This is a genomic window from Streptomyces sp. NPDC001194, from assembly GCF_042896985.1.
Lineage (GTDB): Bacteria > Actinomycetota > Actinomycetes > Streptomycetales > Streptomycetaceae > Streptomyces.
Window position 1 is genome coordinate 1 of sequence record NZ_JBIAXU010000029.1, and the last position, 19,138, is coordinate 19,138.

Genomic DNA, 19,138 nt, shown 5'->3' on the forward strand with positions numbered 1-19,138 from the left:
CCTTGTACTGGACGTACTCGGGATTTCGCCCGGTGCGCCGAGAGCGCGTGCCGGGCGTCGCGGGGCAGGCGGGACTTTGCGGACACGCCCTAGGGAGCGTCGCCCGCCCATACGGCGGGCTTGCGCTCCGCCCAGGGTTCGGCCTTCTCCAGTTGCGCGGCGAGCCGGAAGAGCAGGTCCTCGCGCCCGTAGCCCGCGGCGAACTGGACACCGATCGGCATGCCGGTCGCCGGGTCGGATGCGAGCGGAACCGACATCGCGGGTGTGCCGGCGACGTTGAAGGCGGCGGTGAACGGCGAGCGGTGGAACAGGTGCTCCACCCAGCCCCGCCCGTCGGCGCCCTCCGCCCCACGGCCGTAGGTGTTCAGGGCGACCGGCAGCTCGGGGAGCGTGGGCGTCAGCAGCAGGTCCCGGGCCTCGAACTGGGCCCCGATCGAGCGGGCGACCCGGTTGCGCACGTCGAGGGCGTGCACGAACTCCGCGCCGCTCACCGTGAGTCCCCACGCGTAGCTCGCGAGCATCTCGGGCTCGACGGTGGACTCGTCGACGGGCCGGCCGGACGCCTCGGCGAAGCCGTCGATCCACTGCACGAGGTTGGCGCACCACAGGCGGGCGTTGGCGAGGACGAACTCCTCCCAGCTCACGCCGAGTTCCACCGTGGTGACGTCGACCCGGTGGCCGAGTGATTCCAGCAGCCGGGCTGCGGCCAGGGTGGCTCCGGTCACCGCCGGTTCCACGGCGCGTCCGCTCCCGGGGGTGGTCACCAGGCCGACGCGCAGGCGGCCGGGTTCCCTGGTGACCTCTTCGAGGTACGGGCGGCGGGGGCGCTGCGCGAAGTAGGGGTCGCCGGTCTCCGGACCCTGGATCAGATCGAGCAGGGCGGCGCTGTCCCGTACGGTCCGGCTGAGTCCGCCGTGCACCGCGAGGCCGTTGAAGACCTCGTCGGCCTCCGGCCCCAGGGAGACCCGGCCCCGGGTGGGCTTGAGCCCGAACAGCCCGGTACTGGCGGCCGGTACCCGTATCGATCCCGCCGCATCGGTGGCGTGCGCGAGGGGGGTCACGCCGGCGGCGACGGCCGCGGCCGACCCGCCGCTGGAGCCGCCCGGCGTCCGGGTGAGGTCCCAGGGGTTGCGGGCGGCTCCGTACAGGACCGGCTCCGTGGTCGTGCTGAAGGCGAACTCGGGCGTGCCCGTGCGGCCCAGCGTCACCAGGCCGGCCCGGCGGAACCTCCGCATCAGGAAGGAGTCCTCCCCCGCCACGTTGCCGGCGGCGAGGCGGCTGCCCGACTCGACGCGCTTGCCCTTCATCGACACGGCCAGGTCCTTGATGAGGAACGGCACGCCGGCGAGCGGTGTGCCGCCCGGGAGCGGGGCGTCCTCGGCGGGCCAGCTCTCCACGACGGCGTTGATCCGCGGGTTCACGGCCGCGATCGCGGCCTGGGCCGCGTCCGTGAGCTCCGCCCGGGTCACCTCTCCCCGGGCCACGAGCCCGGCCAGTCCCACCGCGTCGTACCGGGTGTATTCGTGCAGCTCCACGGAGTCCCACCTCTGTTTCCGATCGGTCCTGTGCGATACCGATCGGTATCGCTTGGGGGTGATCGGTAACGTAACATGGCCCGGGAGAGGCCGGCCAGCGCGACCGAAGCGAGGCACACCATGACGAGCAGCACCACGAGGCCGGGGCGGGAGTCGAGGGTCCCCCGCCTCCCGCCGCGCGAGCGCATCCTCGACGCGGCGGAGGAACTGTTCCTCCGCGAGGGCGTCAGGGCGGTCGGGGTCCAGGCCATCGCCGAGCAGGCGCAGACCACGAAGATGGCCCTCTACCGCCACTTCGCCACCAAGGACGCGCTGATCGAGGAGTGGCTGGGGATCGTCGCGGCGCAGTACAGGACCGCCTTCGACCAGGTGGAGGCGGAGCACGCGGACGACGGCCGGGCCCAGGTGCTCGGCGTCGCGCGGTTCGTCGCCGACGGGCTGGCGGACATCGTCCGGAGGGGCTGCCCGTTCGTGAACTCCATCGCCGGGCTGGGCGATCCCGGCCACCCGGCCCGCCGGCTGATCGAGGACCACAAGGCCGGTCAGCGCCGCCGCCTCACGGCCATGTGCGAGCGGGCGGGTGCGCGGATGCCCGACGACGTGTCCGCGGAGATCACCTTCCTCCTGGAAGGGGCCCAGGTCAGTGCGCAGAACGGCAGCGTCGACCGTGCGGGCGAAAGGCTCGTGGCCGCGGTCACGGCGGCACTGGACCGGGCGACGGCGGTGCGCGAGGAACGCCGATGAGTCCTGAAGGGATTCCTTCAGGACTCACGGACACCCCGGAAGGGCCTGGCCCGCGGCAGGGCTCGGACCACGGCAGGGCCTGGACCCCTAGAAGGGCTTGGACCCCTAGAAGGGCTTGGTCGGGAGGTACTTGCCGTCGAGGGTGATGACGGCGCGCTCCCCGCCGTCCGGGTCGGCGACCTTCTTGACGTCCAGCCTGAAGTTGATCGCGCTGATGATGCCGTCGCCCAGCTGCTCGTGCACCAGGGCCTTGAGGGTGGTGCCGTAGACCTGGAGCATCTCGTGGAAGCGGTAGATCGTCGGGTCGGTCGGGATGCCGCCGGGGATGGAGCCGCGGGTCGGGATGGTCTGCAGGAGCCGTGCGGCGTCGGCGTCGAGGCCGAGGAGCCCGGCGACGGCCTCGGCGGAGGCGGCCGGCAGGGGGTGCTGGCCGAGCACGGCCGCGGTGACGAAGGCGACGGACAGGCCCGCCGCGTCGGCGATCTGCTGCCAGGAGAGGTCCTTTCGGATCTTGGCGTCGACGGCGGCGACGGCCAGGGCCTGACGGGCGGAGGGGTCGAACTGGGCGTGGATCACGAGAGGTTCCTCTTTCGGGGTGGGATGGTGCACGGCCGTGGGTACGGGCTTCAGGCCGCGAGGACGGCGGACCGGCCAGCGGCCGGGGCGATGCGCTCGACCGCGCCGGTGGGGATGTCGTAGACCCAGCCGTGCAGGGTGACGGTCCCGGCGGCCAGGGCGCGGGACACCGCGGGGTGTGTGGCCAGGTTCGCCAGTTGCGCGGCGACGTTGCCGCGGATCAGGGCCCCCAATTCCTGCCGTGACGCCGCGGCCGGGGCCGCGTGGCGCAGCCAGCGGGCGACGGCGGGCAGCTCCGCGAGGTCGTGGCCGGCGGCGAGTGCGGTCATGGCGCCGCAGGCGGAGTGCCCGCAGACCACGATGTCGCCGACGCCGAGGACGGCCACCGCGTACTCGATGCTGGCGGCGACTCCGTCGCCGCCGTCGGCACCTTCCGCGAGGGCCGCGTGGGCCGGTACGAGATTGCCGGCGGTCCGGATCACGAAGAGCTCGCCCGGCTCCCGCTGGGTGATCAGCTCGGGGACGACGCGGGCGTCGGAGCAGCCGATGAAGAGCGTCTGCGGCCGGTGGGTGGTCGCCAGGCGGGCGAATAGCTCCGCCTTCGCCGGGAAGACGTCCTGCTGAAAGTGCGCGAGGCCCTCGGTGAGGTCTTGCACGGTCACTCCCTTCGGTGGGGCCGGCCCTGGTCGGGCTGACGAGATCCACCATGCATGACCTGCATCTATAGTGTCCAAGTCGCATCAAGCATGATCGCTATTGCTGTCATCTATACTCACTCCCATGCCCCTGGAACTGCGCCACCTCCGCTACCTGCTGGCCGTGGCCGAACACGGCAGCTTCACCCGCGCCGCCGAGGAGCTGCACATCTCGCAGCCCACGCTCTCGCAGCAGGTCAAGCAGCTGGAGCGGACCGTCGGCGTTCAGCTCCTGGACCGCACCGGGCGCGCCGTGCGCCTGACCGACGCGGGCTCGGCCTTCGCCTCGTACGCGCGCCGTGCGGTCCAGGACCTGGCCGCCGCCGAGCGGGCCGTACTGGACGTGGCGGACCTGTCCCGCGGCAGCCTGCGCCTGGCGATGACGCCGACCTTCACCGCGTACCTGCTGGGTCCACTCGCCGCCCGGCTGCACGCCCTCCACCCCGGAATCACCCTGAACGTCAAGGAGATGACGCAGGGTCAGCTGGAGTCGGCGCTGCTGGCCGACGCCGTCGACCTCGGCATCGCCTTTCAGGGGGCGCACCTGCCCGGCATCGGCTCCACCGATCTGTTCACCGAGACCCTCGGCCTGGTCGTGGGCCCCGGCCATCCGCACGCCGGCCGCACCGAACCCCTGCCCGTGGCCGAACTCCGCGAGTTTCCACTCGCGTTGCTCAGCGGCGACTTCGCCACGAGGGCCCACATCGACGCGTACTTCCGCCGCCACCGCGTCGAACCGCGGATCGCCGTCGAGGCCAACTCCATCAGCGCCCTCACCGAGATCGTCCGGCGCACCGGGCTGGCCACCGTGCTGCCCGACGCCCTCACCCGCGACGGCGCCCCGCTGCACCCCGTCCCGCTCGACCCCGCCCTCCCCGCGCGGACCGTGGTCCTGCTGCGCCGCGAGAGCGCGTACGAGAGCGCCGCCGCCCTCGCCTTCGCCTCGCTCGCCCGGCGGTGGGCGCAGTCCTGACCCGGGCGCGGCGGCCGCAACCGCTCAGCCGGCGAACACCGCCGACGCCTCGGCGGCGTACGCCCGCAGCTGTGGTTCCAAGGCGGCCGTTCCCCCGCCCCCCGCGGGCAGCAGGCGGCGGGCCTCGTCCTCGGTGGCGTGGCTGAGCAGCCAGGCGCGGGACCAGGCCGGATCCGCGGACCGGTCGGCCCTGCGGATGCGGGCCTGCGCCGCGGCGTAGGCGGCGGCCGGCACCTGGCCGGAGATCACCGGGAGGACGTGCTCCTCCTCGGCCTCGAGGTGCGCGGCCAGCAGGTCCCGCTGGTCGGCGAGGAGCCCTGCCAGGCGGCCGGCGTGGCGGCCGGGTTCGGCGGCGAAACGGGCCGCGACGGCATCGCAGTCGGCGCGGAGCGCGTCGAGCGCCTCGTGGTCGGCGACGAAGCGCACGATGCCGGCCAGCGCCTCGGCGGCGTCGGGAACGGCGTCCAGGACGACCGGCCACAGGATCTCGTCCTCGCGGTGGTGGCCGCGTACGACGTCGTTGTACCGGTGCACGTACCCGGCGATGGCCTCGGCCCGCGCGGGCTCGGCCGGTTCGGCGGCCGCGGCGAGTGCGGCGAGCAGCCCGGCCAGGCGCTCGATGTCGGCCAGGATCGCGCGGTGGGCGACCCGGACACGTGTGAGATCGGCGGCCGCCCGGCCGTGAGCCCTCGCGGGGGCGACGTGTTCGCTGTCCATGGGGAGACTGTGCGCGCCACGTGTCAGCGTCGGGTCAACGTCCGATGAACGCCACCCGTCCACTGAGGCATAAGCTCGGGGACACGTCACGCCCCCGTCTCCGGAGATCCGCACCATGCCGCCCACCGGTCCGCAGTCCGTCGACCGCGCGCTCGCGATCCTCGACGCCGTCGCCGACGCGCCCGGACCGGTCGGCGCCAAGGCCCTGGCCCGCAGGATGGAGTGCTCGCTGTCCACCGCCTACCACCTGCTGGCCCCGCTCACGGCACGCGGATACCTCGTCCGCACCGCGCAGGGGTACGTGCTGGGACCGCGGATCCCCGGGCTGCACCGGAGCCTGCTGCGCCATCTGGAGCCCGCCCCGCGCATGGCCGACCTGCTGACCCGGCTGCGCCGGACCACCGGCGCAGAGGCGTACTACACCGCCTACCGGGGCGGCCTGATCACGGTCGTGGACACCACCGCCCCGGTCACGGACGCGGGGAATCCGTTCACCCCGGGCCGGGAGACCCGGGCGCACGCCACCGCGCACGGCAAGGCGCTGCTCGCCGAGCTCCCCCGCCCGCTGCGCCGGCGGTACCTGGCCGAGCACGGGATGGCCCGCCTGACCGGGGCCACCATCACCAGCGCCGAACTGCTGGAGGCGGAGCTCTCCCGGGTCCGCGGGCAGGGCTTCGCCGTGTCGGTCGGCGAGGCCGATCCCGCGTACACCTGCCTGGCCGTCGCCCTGCGGCGCGGCCCGGACCACGACGGCGAGGCCGTGCACGCCCTGTCGGTGTCGCTGCCGACCGCGGAGTTCCGGCGGCGCCCCCTGGAGATCCGCACGGCGCTCGCGCGGGCCGCGGCCGACTGCGCCTGAGGCCGCCCGGCGGGCCGTCGCACCGCGTTTCCGACGCTGCCGGAAATACGGTGCGATCGGGATGCGCGGGCCGCCGCGGGGTGCCAGGCTGGTCGGCATGATCTTCATCGCCGTCAGGTTCGACGTCCGTCCGGAGCACAGCGACAACTGGCTCACGCTCGTCGACGACTTCACCCGGGCCACCCGCAACGAGCCGGGGAACCTCTTCTACGACTGGTCGCGCAGCGTCGACGACCCCACCAAGTACACCCTCCTGGAAGCCTTCACCGACGCCGAGGCCGGCGCCGCGCACGTGGCGTCCGACCACTTCAAGGCCGGTATGGAGACCCTCGCCGGCGCCATCGCCAGTACGCCGGAGATCATCCACGTCGAGGTGCCCGGCCAGGGCTGGAGCGCCATGGCCGAGCTGTCCCCCCGTAGCTGATCCGGCCTGATCGACAAGACACCCCCTAGGACAACCCGAGCAGCCGGGCCGCCGTCTCGCGCATCTCGACCTTGCGGACCTTGCCGGTCACGGTCATCGGGAACTCCTCCACGACGTGGACGTAGCGGGGGATCTTGAAGTGCGCCAGCCGTCCGCCGCAGTACGCGCGGACGGCTTCCGCCGTCAGCGGCTCCGCCCCTTCACGCATCCGCACCCAGGCCATCAGCTCCTCCCCGTACTTGGCGTCGGGGACTCCGATGACCTGCACGTCCAGCACGTCCGGATGACCGTGGAGGAACTCCTCGATCTCGCGCGGGTACACGTTCTCCCCGCCCCGGATCACCATGTCCTTGATGCGGCCCGTGATGCTCAGGTAGCCGTCCTCGTCCATCACCGCGAGGTCGCCGGTGTGCATCCAGCGGGCGGCGTCGACGGCCTCGGCGGTGCGCTCCGGCTCGCCCCAGTAGCCGAGCATCACCGAGTAGCCGCGGGTGCAGAGCTCCCCCGGCTCACCGCGCCGTACGGTCCGCCCCGACTGCGGATCGACCACCTTGACCTCCAGGTGCGGTCCGACGCGGCCCACCGTGGACACCCGGCGCTCCACGGAGTCTCCGGCGCGGGTCTGCGTGGACACCGGCGAGGTTTCCGTCATCCCGTAGCAGATGGACACCTCGCGCATGCCCATCCGGTCGATGACCTCCTTCATCACCTCGACCGGGCAGGGCGAGCCCGCCATGATGCCCGTACGCAGGCTGGACAGGTCGTACGAGTCGAAGCCGGGCGCGGCCAGTTCGGCGATGAACATCGTGGGGACCCCGTACAGGGAGGTGCACGACTCCGCCTCCACCGCGGCGAGCGTGGCCGCCGGGTCGAAGGCCGGGGCCGGGATGACCATGGCGGCGCCGTGGCTGGTGCAGGCGAGGTTGCCCATCACCATCCCGAAGCAGTGGTAGAAGGGGACCGGGATGCAGACCCGGTCCCGCTCGGTGTAGTGGCACAACTCCCCGACGAAGAAGCCGTTGTTGAGGATGTTGTGGTGGGAGAGGGTCGCCCCCTTGGGGAAGCCGGTGGTCCCCGAGGTGTACTGGATGTTGACCGGGTCGTCCGGGCTCAGCTCCGCCGCCGCCCGCGCGAGGTCCGCCGGATCACCGCCGCGGCCCCGCTCCAGGAGACGGGCCCACTCCGGGGTCTCCAGCAGGACGGTGAAATCCAGGTCCGGGCAGCGCGGGGCGACTTCCTCGATCATCCCGGCGTAGTCGGAGGACTTGAAGCGCTCCGCCGCGACGAGCAGCCGGATCCCGGCCTGGCGCAGGACGTACTCCACCTCGTGCGAGCGGTACGCCGGGTTGACGGTGACGAGGATCGCCCCGATCTTGGCGCTGGCGTACTGCACCAGCGTCCACTCGGCGCGGTTGGGCGCCCAGATGCCGACCCGGTCCCCCTTCCCGATGCCCAGGTCCAGCAGGCCGAGCGCGAGGGCGTCGACGTCGGCGGCGAGCTCCGCGTACGTCCACCGGCGCCCGGCGGCGAGGTCGACGAGGGCGTCGCGGTCGGGGAACCGGCGGACCGTGCGGTCCAGGTTCTCGCCGATCGTGTCGCCCAGCAGCGGCACTTCGAAGACCCCGGACGCGTAGCTCGACGACGCGGTGTTCGACGCGGCAGACACACGTACCTCCTGGACTCGGTGGCGGGGCGGGCCCGGCGGGCCGGCGCCTCCCTCATGATCCTCTTCGTCCGGCGCCCCGGCCACCGTCCTGCGGCCTTTCCCCCGAGGGGTGTTCAGCGATCGGTCGCGCGTGCCCGGTCGCCGGTGTCCGGTGTTGCGTGCCCCCGGTGCCCGATGTTGCGTGCCGGATCTTCAGCGGATGCAGCCGACGATCCTGACGGAGATCTCCGCGCTGCCGGTGAGCCCGGCCGCCGGATCGGTCGCGGTGAACACCAGCTTGTACGTCCCGTCGGGCAGCAGGGGGACCAGGAACCGGCCCGACGCGCCCGCGCCCAGCGCCACGGGCCCGTTCGGCCCGGTGATCCGCCAGCTCGTGTACTGCGGGTCGGTCAGGGGCTGGTCACCCGGGCGGGTCCGGGCCGTCCCGGCGAACGACTCCTCGCAGCCGCGCCGCAACTGGCCGCCGCCGGAGGGCTGCTGGATGTCCACCGCCGGGGCCTGCGGCTGCTGCCGGGTCGGCGTACCGCTCTGCGACGGCGTGCCGGGCCGGGTCGGGCCGCCCTTGGTCGGGTTCCCCGGGCTGTTGGGGCCACCGGGTGTGGGAGTCGTACCGGGCGGGGCGGACGGGCTCGTCGACGGCGAAGCGCCGGCCGGCGGGGCGGAGGGCGAGGGCGGCGCGGAGCCCGTGCCGTCCGTGCCGCCCGGCGCCGGGTCCAGGGCGTGCGGCAGCTCCGGCCGGGAGACGGACGGCGCAGCGGGGGCCTTGGCCGGCTCGGTGGGCTTGGCGTCGATCTTCGCGCAGACCGCGCTGGCGACCAGCTCCTGGCTGTCCGGCACCGGCGAGACGTGCAGCTCCTGGTCGTCGGGGCCGCGGCGGTGCGTGTCGAAGTAGCCGTTTCCGGTGCGCGTCTCCCGGTCGCTGTGCTCGTCCCAGACCGAGTTGTGGTAGTCGACACCGGCCTTCTGCCCGTTCCTGCCGGTGACGTGCCAGGCCGTCACCTTGCGGCCCGACGGTTCACCGGCCGCCGGCGCGTCGGCCGGTGCGTACAGCCAGCCGTCGCCGAAGAAGCGCGCCGGGGCCTCCGGGCCGCCCGTCTCGTTGGCCGCCGGGAACTGGAAGCCGCCTCCGACCACCAGCTTGCCCTTGGGGCACGACACCGCCGCGTCCACGCTGCCGCCCGCGGTCACCGCGACTTTGACGGTGGCCACGGACACGCTCCCCAGCCGGACGCAGATCGGGCGGACGGAGACGGCGTAGTTCGCCTCCGGCGGCTGCGGGTCCTCGATCCGCGTCTGGTGCGTGATGAACTCGGACGAGCGGATCGGGAAGGTGGCGCCGCTCAGACGACTGCCCGGATTGAGCCTGACGTAGGGCACGGCCTTGGCCGGGTCGGCATACGCCGACTTCGTGGTCAGGGTGTCGAGCGGCACCGGCGCCACCCCGCGGCCCGTCACGGTGCGGCCCGACCTGAACTCCGTTCCCAGCGAGGTGAAGTCGCCCGGGCAGGAGGGCGAGGCGGAGGCGTGCCTGGCCGCGTCCACGAACGGCCCGTCGGTCGTGAGGTCGTGGATCGACCCGCCACCGCTGGCGCTCGTCATCTTGTTGCCCCGGTCCTGGTAGGCGTGCGCCTGCTCGGACCAGCCGACGCCGCCCAGGAACTCGGGCTTCGCGTTGACGCACAGCGCGTACGAGGTCAGCGTGGCGGGCACGGCGTCCGGGTTGTACGCGGCCGCCAGCCAGGCATCGCCCACGAAGAGGCTGCTCGTGGCGAAGCCCGTGCCGGTGACGGCGTATCCGCCGCCGAGCGCCTTCTCATGGCTCTGGCAGGCGGCGACCGCGGACTGCTCGCCGCCCGCCGCGACCGGTACGGAGACGCTGCGCTGGACGACCTCCAGCCGCGGGCCGCCTCCGAGCGCCCATACGCCCGCCCCCACCGCGCCGGACACCACCACGGCGCCGGCGACGGCCACGGCGGCCGTTTTCGCGGTGACCGCGCTCCCCAGTTTCGCGAAGACTCCAGAGCCCATCGTCGATGCCCCTCCCCCGGCCGTACGGCCCGCACCTCCCCGCAGCCGCGGGGCGTGGGCAATGTAGCGCTGCGTGCGATACACGTCACAGAGGCGTGAAGTATCGGTTCTGCTACGGACTCCCCGCCCCAGGGCAAAGCCGTCGCAGAAGGGTGGCACGGGTACGGGGCGGCGGTGGCACGGGGTGGCACTGGTGCCACCCCGGATGCGGATGGCAGGGCTATCGAGGGCGCGGGGGCCGGCGCGGCACGATCAAGGGGACCAACCGGATCCCAGGGGGAGTTCAGACATGCACCTGTTCAAGAAGCCCGCGCGACGGCTCGCGGCGGCCGCCTGCGGGCTGCTCGCCGCGGCCGCCCTGCCCGTCGGCCCGGCGGAAGCCGCGGCCGTCGCGAACACCGCGGCCGTCGCGAACACCGCGGCCGCCGCCGACGCCGCGATCGCAAGGCCGGCGGGCCCCGCGACCCCGCCGGTGCCGGACCGGTACCGGCGGCAGCGGCTCGACTGGCAGCCGTGCGCGGACGGTGCGCTGGAATGCGCCTCGATGTCCGTACCGCGGGACTGGTACCACCCGGACTCCGGCCCGGACCTGACGATCGCGGTCTCCCGCCGCCGCGCGGCGGATCCGGCGAAGCGCCGGGGCGTGCTCATGATGGCGGCCGGCGGTCCCGGGGCCTCGGGGCTCCCCCGGCCGGCCCGGCTCGCCTCGTACAGCCCGAAGCTGGCGGCCGCGTACGACATCGTCGGCTTCGACCAGCGGGGCGTGGGCTCCAGTACGAAGGTCGTCTGCTCGGACCAGGGCAAGGTCGACACCATGTTCGGCGGCGGCGACCTGCGCGACCGCTCGGCGGCCGCCGTCCGCCGCACCTTCGACCGCGCGCGGGAGTTCGTACGGGACTGCGAGCGCAACTCGGGCCCGCTGCTGCCGTACATCACCACCGATCAGGCCGTCCACGACATGGACCTGTACCGGGAGTTGCTCGGGGTGGAGCAGATCGCGTACTACGGGCCCTCGTACGCCAGCTTCCTCGGGGCGTACTACGCGACCGAGTTCCCCCGCCGCGTGGAACGGGTCGTCCTGGACAGCAACATCGACTTCACCGGAGACTGGCAGTCCTTCCTGACCGGGCAGCCGATGAGCTTCCAGCGCCGCTTCGAGCAGGACTTCCTGCCGTGGCTGGCCGCCAACGACGCCACGTACCACCAGGGGCGCACCCCCGAGGAGGCGCGGGCCTCGTACGAGCGGGTGCGCGCCGCCCTGCACGACCGGCCACTGGACGTCGAGGGGACGGTCATCACGCCAAACCACCTCGACGGGGCGGCCACGAACGCCCTCTACAACACCGGCCAGTTCGCGGACCTCGCGGCGCTCCTCGGCTTCCTGGAGCATCCGGAGCAGGCTCCGGCGGAGACGAGGAAGGCCGTCGCCGGGAAGCTGAAGCACCTGATGGGCGCCGAGTTCATCGCCGACTTCTTCTCGGTCACCTGCGGCGACACCCCGTGGAACCGTGACGGCCGGTACTGGGTGGAGCGCAGCGCCGAAGCCACGCGCACCCATCCGCTGGCCGGAGCGCGGGAGTTGACGTACGCCTCGGTCTGCGCGAACTGGCCGCGCTCCAAGGCTCCGCGCGTCAAGGTCACCGGGGAGGGGTTGCCGCCGGTGCTGATGCTCAACTCGAGGAACGACCCGGCGACGTACTACGAGGCCGCCGTACGCGCCCACCGGGGACTGGCCGGATCCCGGCTGGTCACCGTCGAGGGCGGCGACCACGTCCAGTTCCAGAACGGCAACGCCTGCGTCGACGCGTACGTCGAGGGCTACCTGCTGGACGGCGCCCTGCCGGCCGGGGACACCGTGTGCCCGGCCGCGCGGCGGTGACCGGGGGCGCCGTCACTCCTCGATGGCGCCGCCCATCCGGCGCAGGTGCCGGCGGAAGGTGTACGAGGGGTCGGCGTCGCGCAGGACCAGGTAGTCGGCGAAGGCCGTCTGGCTGCGCAGGGTCTCGCCCGTGCGGATCCGGCGGGCCTGTTCGCGCTCGGTCTCGCGGATCGCGAGCGCGGTGTCCAGCACCTCCTCGACCCGGTCGCCGGGTACGAACAGCACCCCGTCCGCATCGCCGAAGACGAAGTCCCAGCCGCCGACGAGGTGCGGCCCGAACCGGGCGGTGACCAGTGCCTCCGGCTCGCGTTCGTCCAGCCGCACCGGCCCCGGCGGGTGGCTTCCGTAGCTGAACACGGGGAAGCCGATCTCGGCCAGCTCGGGCGTGTCGCGGTGCAGTCCCCACACGACGAGGCCGGACAGGCCGACGGCCTCGGCCTCGAGTGCGGTGAGGTCGCCGACGCAGGCCTCGTCCGTGCGGCCGCCGTTGTCGACGACCAGCACGTCGCCGGGCTCGGCGGATCCGTACGCCTCCAGGAACACGTCGACGCTGCCGTAGTGCCGCGCCGGCAGCGCGCGGCCCGCGACCCGGTGGCCGGGCAGCACGGTGCGGATCCCGGGCGGTGCCACGCGCAGTGGCACACCCGTACGGACGCAGGCATCGGCCACGAGCGGCGTGGACAGGTCGGCGAAGGCCTTCAGCATGCCGTCTTCCCCTTCATCTCCCGAACGGACGGCTCGGATCAGCCACCGCCCCCATGGTGCCCTCCCGGTCGCCCGGGCGTCGGGGTTCGGGACGGGGAGTCACGGGATGTCGGTGTCGGAGGGTTCCGCTTCGAAGGCGTGCGGCTCGTCGCCCTGCCATTCGACGAGCTCGGAGCCGCCGAGGACCGTGTCGTCGGGGTCGGGTACGCCGGCCCGGCGCAGGAACTCGATCACGTCGGAGTCGTCGAAGGCCAGGCCGAGGACGGTGTCCCGGCCCTCGGCGCGCAGGGAGACGCGGCGGCCGCCGGCCGGGGCGATCGGGTGGACGAGGATCGGCGTGTGGTGCATGGCCCCAGCCTCCGCCCGGGCGGCCGGGCCCGCATCCGGGCGGAGCCGGCACGGGGCGGCGGGCCGGTCCGCCCGGGCGAGAGCGGGAGAGTAGGAGGGAGAGAGGGCGGGAGGGAGAGAGGGCGGGAAACCGGCTCACTCGGCGGCGATGCGGCCGCCGAGCCACTCCAGTGCGGGCGGGATCTCCCGGCGCCACGTGTTGAAGCCGTGGCCGCCGCTGTCGAGGGTGATCGACGAGACGCGGGCCGGCTCCTTCACCTTCGCGACGAACTTCCGCGTGTCCTTGTAGTTCGGCTCGCCCTGCTTCGAGCTCGCCACCAGGAAGGAGGACTTGCCCTGCGGCAGGTTGTCCAGGCTCCACAGCAGGTCGGATCGTTTCTCCTCCGCGGCGTTCCCGTGGAAGAGATCACCGGAGTACTGGTCGAGCTCCGGCTTGTAGTCCGTCGACAGGCCCACTCCGGCCGCGTAGTGCTCCGGGTGCTCCAACGCCATCTTCAGCGCGCAGTAGCCCCCGGTGGAGTCCCCCATGACGGCCCAGCTCGAGGGCGAGGTGCCGACGCGGTAGGCGCCCGAGACCGCCTTGGGCAGGTCCGTACCGAAGAAGGTCTCGCTGAGCGGGCCGCCCGGCACGTCGACGCACTGGCTGTTGCGGGTCGGGATCACCGAGGGCTGCATCATCACCAGGACCATCGGCGGCATCTTCTTCTGCTTGGCGAGCCTCCACGCCGTCTTCGGGTAGTCCAGCCCCTTGAGCAGGTTCTCCGCCATCCCCGGGAAGCCGGTGAGCACCACCGTGGCGGGGAACTTCCTGTTCTCGTTCCCCTTCTGGAAGTACTCGGGCGGCAGGTACACGTACGCCTGCACCACGGCCTTGGACCCCTCGCCGCGCACGGTGATCTTCTCGATCTCACCGCCGATGCGGGGCGTTCCGCCGCCGGGTACGTCCGTGGGCTGCCGGCCGAGGACGCGGACCGCCGCGCCTCCGGGCGCGTCCTGACCCATGGAGGGCGCCGGCCGCTCCGCCCCGGCGAGGTCCGCCCAGGAACCGTAGAGCAGGAAGGTCCGGTTGGCGGTGAGCCCGACGGAGGCGAGCAGCAGCACCTGGAGCGCGACGACGACGCCGACCCGGCCGAGCACCGGCCGCCCGCCCCGCCGGCCGAGGCGTGGCCACAGCCACACCGCGGCGGCGAAGGCCAGCACGGTGGCGAGGAGGACGAGGATCAGGAGCGTGCTGCTGGTGAGACTCACGGATCAGTGGGACTTTCTGCGCTGGCCGGGTCGGCGCGGACCTGTGGTCCGGCGGCGCCATCTGTGCGGGCGCACAAGGCTAGACCGCAACGGGGCCCGATCCGTTCCACACCGTTCACGGGAGAAGGGAATCCGCCGACTTGCCCGCGCACCTTTTGCGCCATCCCGGGCGTCCGACCGGGCGGGACGACCGCGGCCGGGCACGTGGCGGAGGGGATCCAGGACGAACTCCAGCCAATCACTTGACATGGGCCTGACATTTCAAGGTCCCTGTGGGACCTTCCCTGGCGTGTCTCGAAAGCTCTCTCCCCGGGCCGGCGCGGAAACCGCCTCCGCCGGGCCGGGCGCACGCCGGCGAGGCCCCCCAAGGCCCCGCTTCACACCCCACGAGGACGTGGCGAAGAGGAGCGAAGCATGAAGATCTCGACATGGCCGGGCGCCGCAGTACTGGCGGCAGCGGTGGTCGTCGGCGGAGCAACGTCGGCGACGGCCCTCGGCCCCACCGCGGACCAGCAGCTCGACGGCGTCATCGTCGTCGCCGGCAACACCTGTACGTGGACCAACGCGCGCACCAGTGCCAACCCCCCGGGCGCACTGACCGTCGACCGCACCACCATCAACACCCCCGGCGGCAACCTCGCCTGCAACGGCGGCATCACCGCATCCCTCAACAACAACCCCGCGTTCACCTTCGACGACGCCGCCGGCCTCGCCAGGACGGACGCCATCGACATCACGGGCAAGATGAGCTTCATCTCCTGCCGCTACAAGGCCACGAACATCACGTGGAACCGTGACGGGGCCACCCGCAAGTACCTCAACCAGGCCTTCACCGCGACCAAGACCTCGGGCAGCTTCCTGTGCCCCGGATCGGTCACGACGGCGGCCGGCGACGCCTCGATGCTGTTCCACTGACCCGTCCGTGCCGCGGCCCCCCCCGGGGCCGCGGCACACCCCCGCGGACCGGCTCGGTCAGGACCGGATCTCGAGGGTGCAGCACTTGACGCTGCCGCCGCCCTTGAGCAGTTCGGACAGGTCCACGCCGACGGGGCGGAAGCCGCGTTCGCGCAGCTGCCCGGCCAGCCCCTCGGCGGCCTCCGGCAGCACCACGTTCAACCCGTCGCTGACGGCGTTCAGCCCGAACACGGCGGCGTCCCGGGCGGATACGAGCAGCGCGTCGGGGAAGAGCGCCTCCAGCAGGGCGCGACTGCCGGGGGCGAAGGCCTCAGGGTGGTACATGATCTCGTCTTCGTCGAGCACGGCGAGCGCCGTGTCGAGGTGGTAGTAGCGCGGGTCGACCAGCTCCAGGCTGATGACGGGCCGGCCGAAGAACGCCTGCGCCTCCCGGTGGCCGCGCTCGTCGCTGCGGAACCCGTGTCCGGCCAGGACGTGCGCGGCCGTGACCAGGAAGTCGCCCTCGCCCTCGTTGACGTACCGGGGGTCGTGCAGCGCGCTGAAGCCGTTCTCCCGGAACCAGTCCAGGTACGCGGGCCCCTCGGCGGCGCGCTCGGCGTTGCGGAAGCGGGCGCCGAGGACGCGGCCGTCGACGACGGTGGCCCCGTTGGCCGCGTACACCATGTCGGGCAGGCCGGGTACCGGGTCGATGAGCTCGACGGTGTGCCCGAGCTCGCGGTAGAGCTCGCGCAGCCGCTCCCACTGGAGGACGGCGAGGTCTGCGTCGACCGGCTTCCCCGGGTCCATCCAGGGGTTGATCGCGTACACCACCTCGAAGTGGGAGGGGCGGCACATCAGGTACCGGCGCGGGCGCTGTTCGCGCGGCCGGGCGGACGGCGTCGGGGCAGAGGTCATGGTCGCTCCCGGGCGGGGGCCACGGTGGTGGCCGGTGTGAGGGGGTCTTCCCCGGCCGAGCTTGCGCGCCCCGGACGAACACCGGATGAAGCCGGCGCGGCGCCCGGGGGCGTTCTGAAAGGAGTGCGGGAACCGCACTGCCGACGCCGAACCCGCGCGCAACCGCCCCCGGCAGGGGCTGCCGGGGGCGGTTGCGCGCGGGTGGCGGGAGGAGGGGTCAGGACTGGCAGAGGGCGCGCTCGTGGTCGATCGTGGCCGTCGCGCGGGAGTACTGCCACTGCGGGGCCAGGAGCCGGGCGTTCAGCTGGGCGGCCGCCGCCGGGCTCTCCACCACGTAGCCGAAGTCCTGGAGCCACGCCGGGTAGAGGTTCTTGGAGCCGATGTAGAAGGCCGAGTCGTCGACGGAGACCACCTTGTGGTGCTGCGCGTACGGGTGGCCGTCGGCCCACGTCGGGCTCTGGGAGCTGCGGAAGGTGGCGAGCTGGAGGTTGGAGCACATGGTCGCCTTGGCCGCGCCCTGGTCGCCGGTCAGCAGGGCGAGGCGGTCGCGCAGGGTGTCGCTGATCTCCGAGAGCGACTTGATCTGGGAGTAGCCGCCGCTGCCCACGGCCCCGCGGTTGGCGGGGTCGCTGACGACGATGCGGACCTTGACGCCGGCCGCCATCCGCGCGGCGAGGGCGTCGTAGACGCGGATGTCGTAGCGGGGCAGCGGCGGGCAGGTCGCGTTCACGTCCTGCTGGGAGATCTCGATGTGCCGGTTCGCGCTGGAGATCAGCGTCCGCAGGGCGCTCTCCTCCGGGTTGACCGTGTCGTAGTCGCGGTCGGCGTTGGTGTTGTCGTGCAGGCCGACGACGCACTTGGTGTCGGGGGCGCTGGGCAGCGCGGGCCGGAAGGACGACGACGGGTCGTTGCGCTTGATGCCGACGCCGAGTCCGCCGACGGCGACGGCCGGTACGTCGCCCGGGGCCGGCGCGGGCGCGGCGGGGGCGGTGTCCTTGGCCATCGCCGGCATGCAGGCGGCGCCGTTGGAGGAGGCGAACCAGACGCTGGCGATGTTGCTCTTGTTCTGGCAGGTCCAGGACCAGAGCTCGTCCAGGTAGCGCCCCGCGGACGCGGCGGCGGGGCCGCGCAGGGCGAGGTCGAGGTCGGCGACCGGGTGGGCGGTCTCCAGGTAGTCGTCCTTCCAGTCGTTGATGCCGCCGGTGATCACGGACTGGCCGTCGACCACGAGGAGCTTGGAGTGGTTCCAGGAGAACGCCGTCTTCGAGGTGGTCATCGAGGCGACGTTGAGGTCGACGTTGCGGGCGTCGGCGCCGAGCTTGGCGACGAGCTCGTCCCGGTACTTCGACGGCAGCACGTTCAGGTGGTAGACCGGTGCGGCGCCGACCAGGACGCGCACCTTGAGCTTGTTGCCGCGCGCGGCCGAGGTCTTGAGGCCGGAGACGATCGCGTCCTGGAACGCACCGTTGGGGAAGGGCGCCAGGGTCGATATGTCGACGGTGCGCGTCGCCTGGGAGATGTTCTGCGTCATCTTCGAGAGCAGCTGCTCGGTCCCCGGGCGCGCGGTGCACTTGTCATCGCCCCAGCAACCGGGGGTCTGCAGCAGCCAGTCGGCGCCGCCGGGCGTCGAGGCGTCGAGGACGTTGCCGGCGGTGCGTTCCCACACCTGGCCTTCGAGGCCGGGGGAAACCTGGCGCAGGGTCTGCTCCACCGCGTCGAGGTGGGGCGCCGGCTCGGCCCCGGAGCCGGCCGCCGGGGCGGCCGAGGCCGGGACGGCGGCGAACAGCGCCAGCAGGGCCGCCGGTACCGCCGCGCGTACGGCGAGGGCTGACGGAAGGTGAGCGGACGGGCGGCGGAGCGAGGGGGTATGGCGGTGCACGGTGACTTCCTTGCGAGAGGGACCGCCGTCGCCGCGAGGGGGCGACCGGCAAGATCAACTCGCGGAAGTTACCACCGGGTCAGAAGCGCGGGGAATTCCCGCATATCGGATTCGGCCACCTCGGTGCGGCCGACACGCGCAGCCGGGCCGAAAGCAGCCGTTCTGGCCGGATTGGACAAGTGGTCGATGGAACGACCACGATGATGCGCGCTAGATCGCGGCAGCTCAGGGGGGCAAACCGGATACATGGTGATGTTCCTCCGATCCATCCGCTACGTCCCCGTTTCCGACACCGGAGAGTTTTCGCCATGAGCTTCGGCGACCCGAACAACCCGTACGGCCAGCAGCCCCCGCAGGGTCAGCCCGGCTACCCGCAGCAGGCCCCCCAGGGCGTGCCGCCGCAGTACGGCTACCCGCAGCAGCCTCCGCAGGGCGTGCCGCCGCAGTACGGCTACCCCCAGCAGGCCCCGCAGCAGACCCCGCCGCCGTACGGCGCCTACCCGCCGCCCGGCATGCCGGGCATGCCGGGCTCGGGCATGCCGCCGCTCGCGCACTGGGGCCAGCGCGTCGGTGCGTACCTGCTCGACGGCCTGATCATCGCGGGTCCGATGTACGCCCTCGGCTTCATCGACCTGGCCATCAGCAGCGACCCCGCGAACTCCGGCCCTGGTGTGTTCTTCATGATCGGCTGGCTGTACGCGCTGGGCATGGCCATCTTCCAGCTCTACAAGGAAGGCACCACGGGCCAGACGATCGGCAAGAAGGTCGTGGGCATCAGCCTGCGCCGCGAGGCCGACGGCGCCTTCCTCGGGTTCGGCATGGCCTTCGTCCGCAAGCTGGCCCACGCCCTCGACGGCATCCCCTGCTACATCGGCTTCCTGTGGCCGCTGTGGGACGACAAGAAGCAGACCTTCGCCGACAAGGTGTGCAACACCGTCGTCATCCAGGTCCCCAAGGGCTGAGTCCTCAAGGGCTTCGCGCCCACGCGGGGTGAGGCCGCTCCTCTCCCCTCTCCCTCCCCACCGCCCACCCGGCAGCGGAGCTCCTCCGCTG

General features: G+C 72.7%; 18 protein-coding genes. 7 read left to right on the forward strand and 11 right to left on the reverse strand.

Translation table 11 applies throughout. The annotated features are described in order from the left end of the window. Positions 1-89: 89 nt before the first annotated feature. Positions 90-1,535 carry an amidase gene (locus ACFY1T_RS34170; RefSeq protein WP_390791653.1) on the reverse strand — a complete coding sequence of 482 codons (1,446 nt, stop codon included), beginning with the start codon at positions 1,533-1,535 and terminating at the stop codon, positions 90-92. A 120-nt stretch (positions 1,536-1,655) separates the two neighbouring features. Here ACFY1T_RS34170 and ACFY1T_RS34175 point away from each other — a divergent pair, with 120 nt between their 5' ends. After that, entirely contained in the window at positions 1,656-2,279 is a 624-nt protein-coding gene (locus ACFY1T_RS34175; protein ID WP_384705822.1) for a TetR/AcrR family transcriptional regulator, read from the forward strand. 105 nt (positions 2,280-2,384) lie between these two features. Here the strand turns inward: ACFY1T_RS34175 and cynS are convergent, their stop codons facing one another. Both cynS and ACFY1T_RS34185 read right to left on the reverse strand, forming a co-directional pair. After that, complete coding sequence (cynS, locus tag ACFY1T_RS34180; RefSeq protein ID WP_384705820.1) at positions 2,385-2,855, reverse strand: cyanase; 471 nt, start codon at positions 2,853-2,855, stop codon at positions 2,385-2,387. Positions 2,856-2,905: 50 nt separating this feature from the next. Continuing rightward, positions 2,906-3,511 (reverse strand): carbonic anhydrase, encoded by a 606-nt coding sequence (locus ACFY1T_RS34185; RefSeq protein ID WP_384705818.1) that lies wholly within the window; start codon positions 3,509-3,511, stop codon positions 2,906-2,908. A gap of 124 nt (positions 3,512-3,635) precedes the next feature. On the opposite strand from ACFY1T_RS34185, the gene cynR reads away from it, so the two are divergent. Continuing rightward, positions 3,636-4,523: a transcriptional regulator CynR gene (gene cynR, locus ACFY1T_RS34190; RefSeq protein WP_390791654.1), complete on the forward strand. Its 888-nt coding sequence runs from the start codon at positions 3,636-3,638 to the stop codon at positions 4,521-4,523. Between the two features lie 24 nt (positions 4,524-4,547). Here the strand turns inward: cynR and ACFY1T_RS34195 are convergent, their stop codons facing one another. Further along, a complete protein-coding gene (locus tag ACFY1T_RS34195) occupies positions 4,548-5,240 on the reverse strand; it encodes a hemerythrin domain-containing protein (RefSeq protein WP_390791655.1) in 693 nt (230 codons plus the stop codon). 115 nt (positions 5,241-5,355) lie between these two features. Between ACFY1T_RS34195 and ACFY1T_RS34200 the strand changes: the two genes are divergently transcribed. Both ACFY1T_RS34200 and ACFY1T_RS34205 read left to right on the forward strand, forming a co-directional pair. Beyond that, positions 5,356-6,099 carry an IclR family transcriptional regulator gene (locus ACFY1T_RS34200; RefSeq protein WP_390791656.1) on the forward strand — a complete coding sequence of 248 codons (744 nt, stop codon included), beginning with the start codon at positions 5,356-5,358 and terminating at the stop codon, positions 6,097-6,099. A 97-nt stretch (positions 6,100-6,196) separates the two neighbouring features. Then, positions 6,197-6,523, forward strand: a complete 327-nt coding sequence (locus tag ACFY1T_RS34205; protein ID WP_030160993.1) for a putative quinol monooxygenase — start codon at positions 6,197-6,199, stop codon at positions 6,521-6,523. Between the two features lie 25 nt (positions 6,524-6,548). On the opposite strand, the gene ACFY1T_RS34210 is transcribed toward ACFY1T_RS34205, so the two are convergent. Both ACFY1T_RS34210 and ACFY1T_RS34215 read right to left on the reverse strand, forming a co-directional pair. Then, a complete protein-coding gene (locus ACFY1T_RS34210; RefSeq protein ID WP_390791657.1) occupies positions 6,549-8,189 on the reverse strand; it encodes an AMP-binding protein in 1,641 nt (546 codons plus the stop codon). 192 nt (positions 8,190-8,381) lie between these two features. Further along, the gene (locus ACFY1T_RS34215; RefSeq protein ID WP_390791658.1) at positions 8,382-10,217 is read right to left on the reverse strand and encodes a hypothetical protein; all 1,836 of its coding nucleotides are present in this window, start codon (positions 10,215-10,217) and stop codon (positions 8,382-8,384) included. A 289-nt stretch (positions 10,218-10,506) separates the two neighbouring features. Between ACFY1T_RS34215 and ACFY1T_RS34220 the strand changes: the two genes are divergently transcribed. Then, positions 10,507-12,096 carry an alpha/beta hydrolase gene (locus tag ACFY1T_RS34220; RefSeq protein ID WP_390791659.1) on the forward strand — a complete coding sequence of 530 codons (1,590 nt, stop codon included), beginning with the start codon at positions 10,507-10,509 and terminating at the stop codon, positions 12,094-12,096. 12 nt (positions 12,097-12,108) lie between these two features. Here the strand turns inward: ACFY1T_RS34220 and ACFY1T_RS34225 are convergent, their stop codons facing one another. From ACFY1T_RS34225 to ACFY1T_RS34235, 3 genes are all read right to left on the reverse strand, one after another. Next, positions 12,109-12,801, reverse strand: a complete 693-nt coding sequence (locus ACFY1T_RS34225) for an RraA family protein (protein WP_390791660.1) — start codon at positions 12,799-12,801, stop codon at positions 12,109-12,111. A gap of 99 nt (positions 12,802-12,900) precedes the next feature. Continuing rightward, a complete protein-coding gene (locus tag ACFY1T_RS34230) occupies positions 12,901-13,149 on the reverse strand; it encodes a hypothetical protein (RefSeq protein WP_390791661.1) in 249 nt (82 codons plus the stop codon). Positions 13,150-13,284: 135 nt separating this feature from the next. Continuing rightward, positions 13,285-14,397: an alpha/beta hydrolase gene (locus ACFY1T_RS34235; protein ID WP_390791662.1), complete on the reverse strand. Its 1,113-nt coding sequence runs from the start codon at positions 14,395-14,397 to the stop codon at positions 13,285-13,287. Between the two features lie 414 nt (positions 14,398-14,811). Between ACFY1T_RS34235 and ACFY1T_RS34240 the strand changes: the two genes are divergently transcribed. Next, entirely contained in the window at positions 14,812-15,312 is a 501-nt protein-coding gene (locus ACFY1T_RS34240) for a hypothetical protein (RefSeq protein WP_384705799.1), read from the forward strand. A gap of 57 nt (positions 15,313-15,369) precedes the next feature. Here the strand turns inward: ACFY1T_RS34240 and ddaH are convergent, their stop codons facing one another. Beyond that, a complete protein-coding gene (gene ddaH / locus ACFY1T_RS34245; RefSeq protein ID WP_390791663.1) occupies positions 15,370-16,206 on the reverse strand; it encodes a dimethylargininase in 837 nt (278 codons plus the stop codon). A 217-nt stretch (positions 16,207-16,423) separates the two neighbouring features. Next, the gene (locus tag ACFY1T_RS34250) at positions 16,424-18,085 is read right to left on the reverse strand and encodes a phospholipase D-like domain-containing protein (RefSeq protein WP_390791664.1); all 1,662 of its coding nucleotides are present in this window, start codon (positions 18,083-18,085) and stop codon (positions 16,424-16,426) included. Between the two features lie 308 nt (positions 18,086-18,393). Here ACFY1T_RS34250 and ACFY1T_RS34255 point away from each other — a divergent pair, with 308 nt between their 5' ends. Beyond that, positions 18,394-19,047, forward strand: a complete 654-nt coding sequence (locus ACFY1T_RS34255; protein ID WP_390791665.1) for an RDD family protein — start codon at positions 18,394-18,396, stop codon at positions 19,045-19,047. The last annotated feature ends 91 nt before the right edge of the window (positions 19,048-19,138 follow it).

What these genes read in the sequence shown, in the direction of transcription:
- ACFY1T_RS34175 (WP_384705822.1), top strand. Translation starts at nt 1,656, where the DNA reads ATGACGAGCAGCACCACGAGGCCGGGGCGGGAGTCGAGGGTCCCCCGC.
- cynR (WP_390791654.1), top strand. Translation starts at nt 3,636, where the DNA reads ATGCCCCTGGAACTGCGCCACCTCCGCTACCTGCTGGCCGTGGCCGAA.
- ACFY1T_RS34195 (WP_390791655.1), bottom strand. Translation starts at nt 5,240, where the DNA reads ATGGACAGCGAACACGTCGCCCCCGCGAGGGCTCACGGCCGGGCGGCC.
- ACFY1T_RS34200 (WP_390791656.1), top strand. Translation starts at nt 5,356, where the DNA reads ATGCCGCCCACCGGTCCGCAGTCCGTCGACCGCGCGCTCGCGATCCTC.
- ACFY1T_RS34205 (WP_030160993.1), top strand. Translation starts at nt 6,197, where the DNA reads ATGATCTTCATCGCCGTCAGGTTCGACGTCCGTCCGGAGCACAGCGAC.
- ACFY1T_RS34215 (WP_390791658.1), bottom strand. Translation starts at nt 10,217, where the DNA reads ATGGGCTCTGGAGTCTTCGCGAAACTGGGGAGCGCGGTCACCGCGAAA.
- ACFY1T_RS34220 (WP_390791659.1), top strand. Translation starts at nt 10,507, where the DNA reads ATGCACCTGTTCAAGAAGCCCGCGCGACGGCTCGCGGCGGCCGCCTGC.
- ACFY1T_RS34225 (WP_390791660.1), bottom strand. Translation starts at nt 12,801, where the DNA reads ATGCTGAAGGCCTTCGCCGACCTGTCCACGCCGCTCGTGGCCGATGCC.
- ACFY1T_RS34230 (WP_390791661.1), bottom strand. Translation starts at nt 13,149, where the DNA reads ATGCACCACACGCCGATCCTCGTCCACCCGATCGCCCCGGCCGGCGGC.
- ACFY1T_RS34240 (WP_384705799.1), top strand. Translation starts at nt 14,812, where the DNA reads ATGAAGATCTCGACATGGCCGGGCGCCGCAGTACTGGCGGCAGCGGTG.
- ddaH (WP_390791663.1), bottom strand. Translation starts at nt 16,206, where the DNA reads ATGACCTCTGCCCCGACGCCGTCCGCCCGGCCGCGCGAACAGCGCCCG.
- ACFY1T_RS34255 (WP_390791665.1), top strand. Translation starts at nt 18,394, where the DNA reads ATGAGCTTCGGCGACCCGAACAACCCGTACGGCCAGCAGCCCCCGCAG.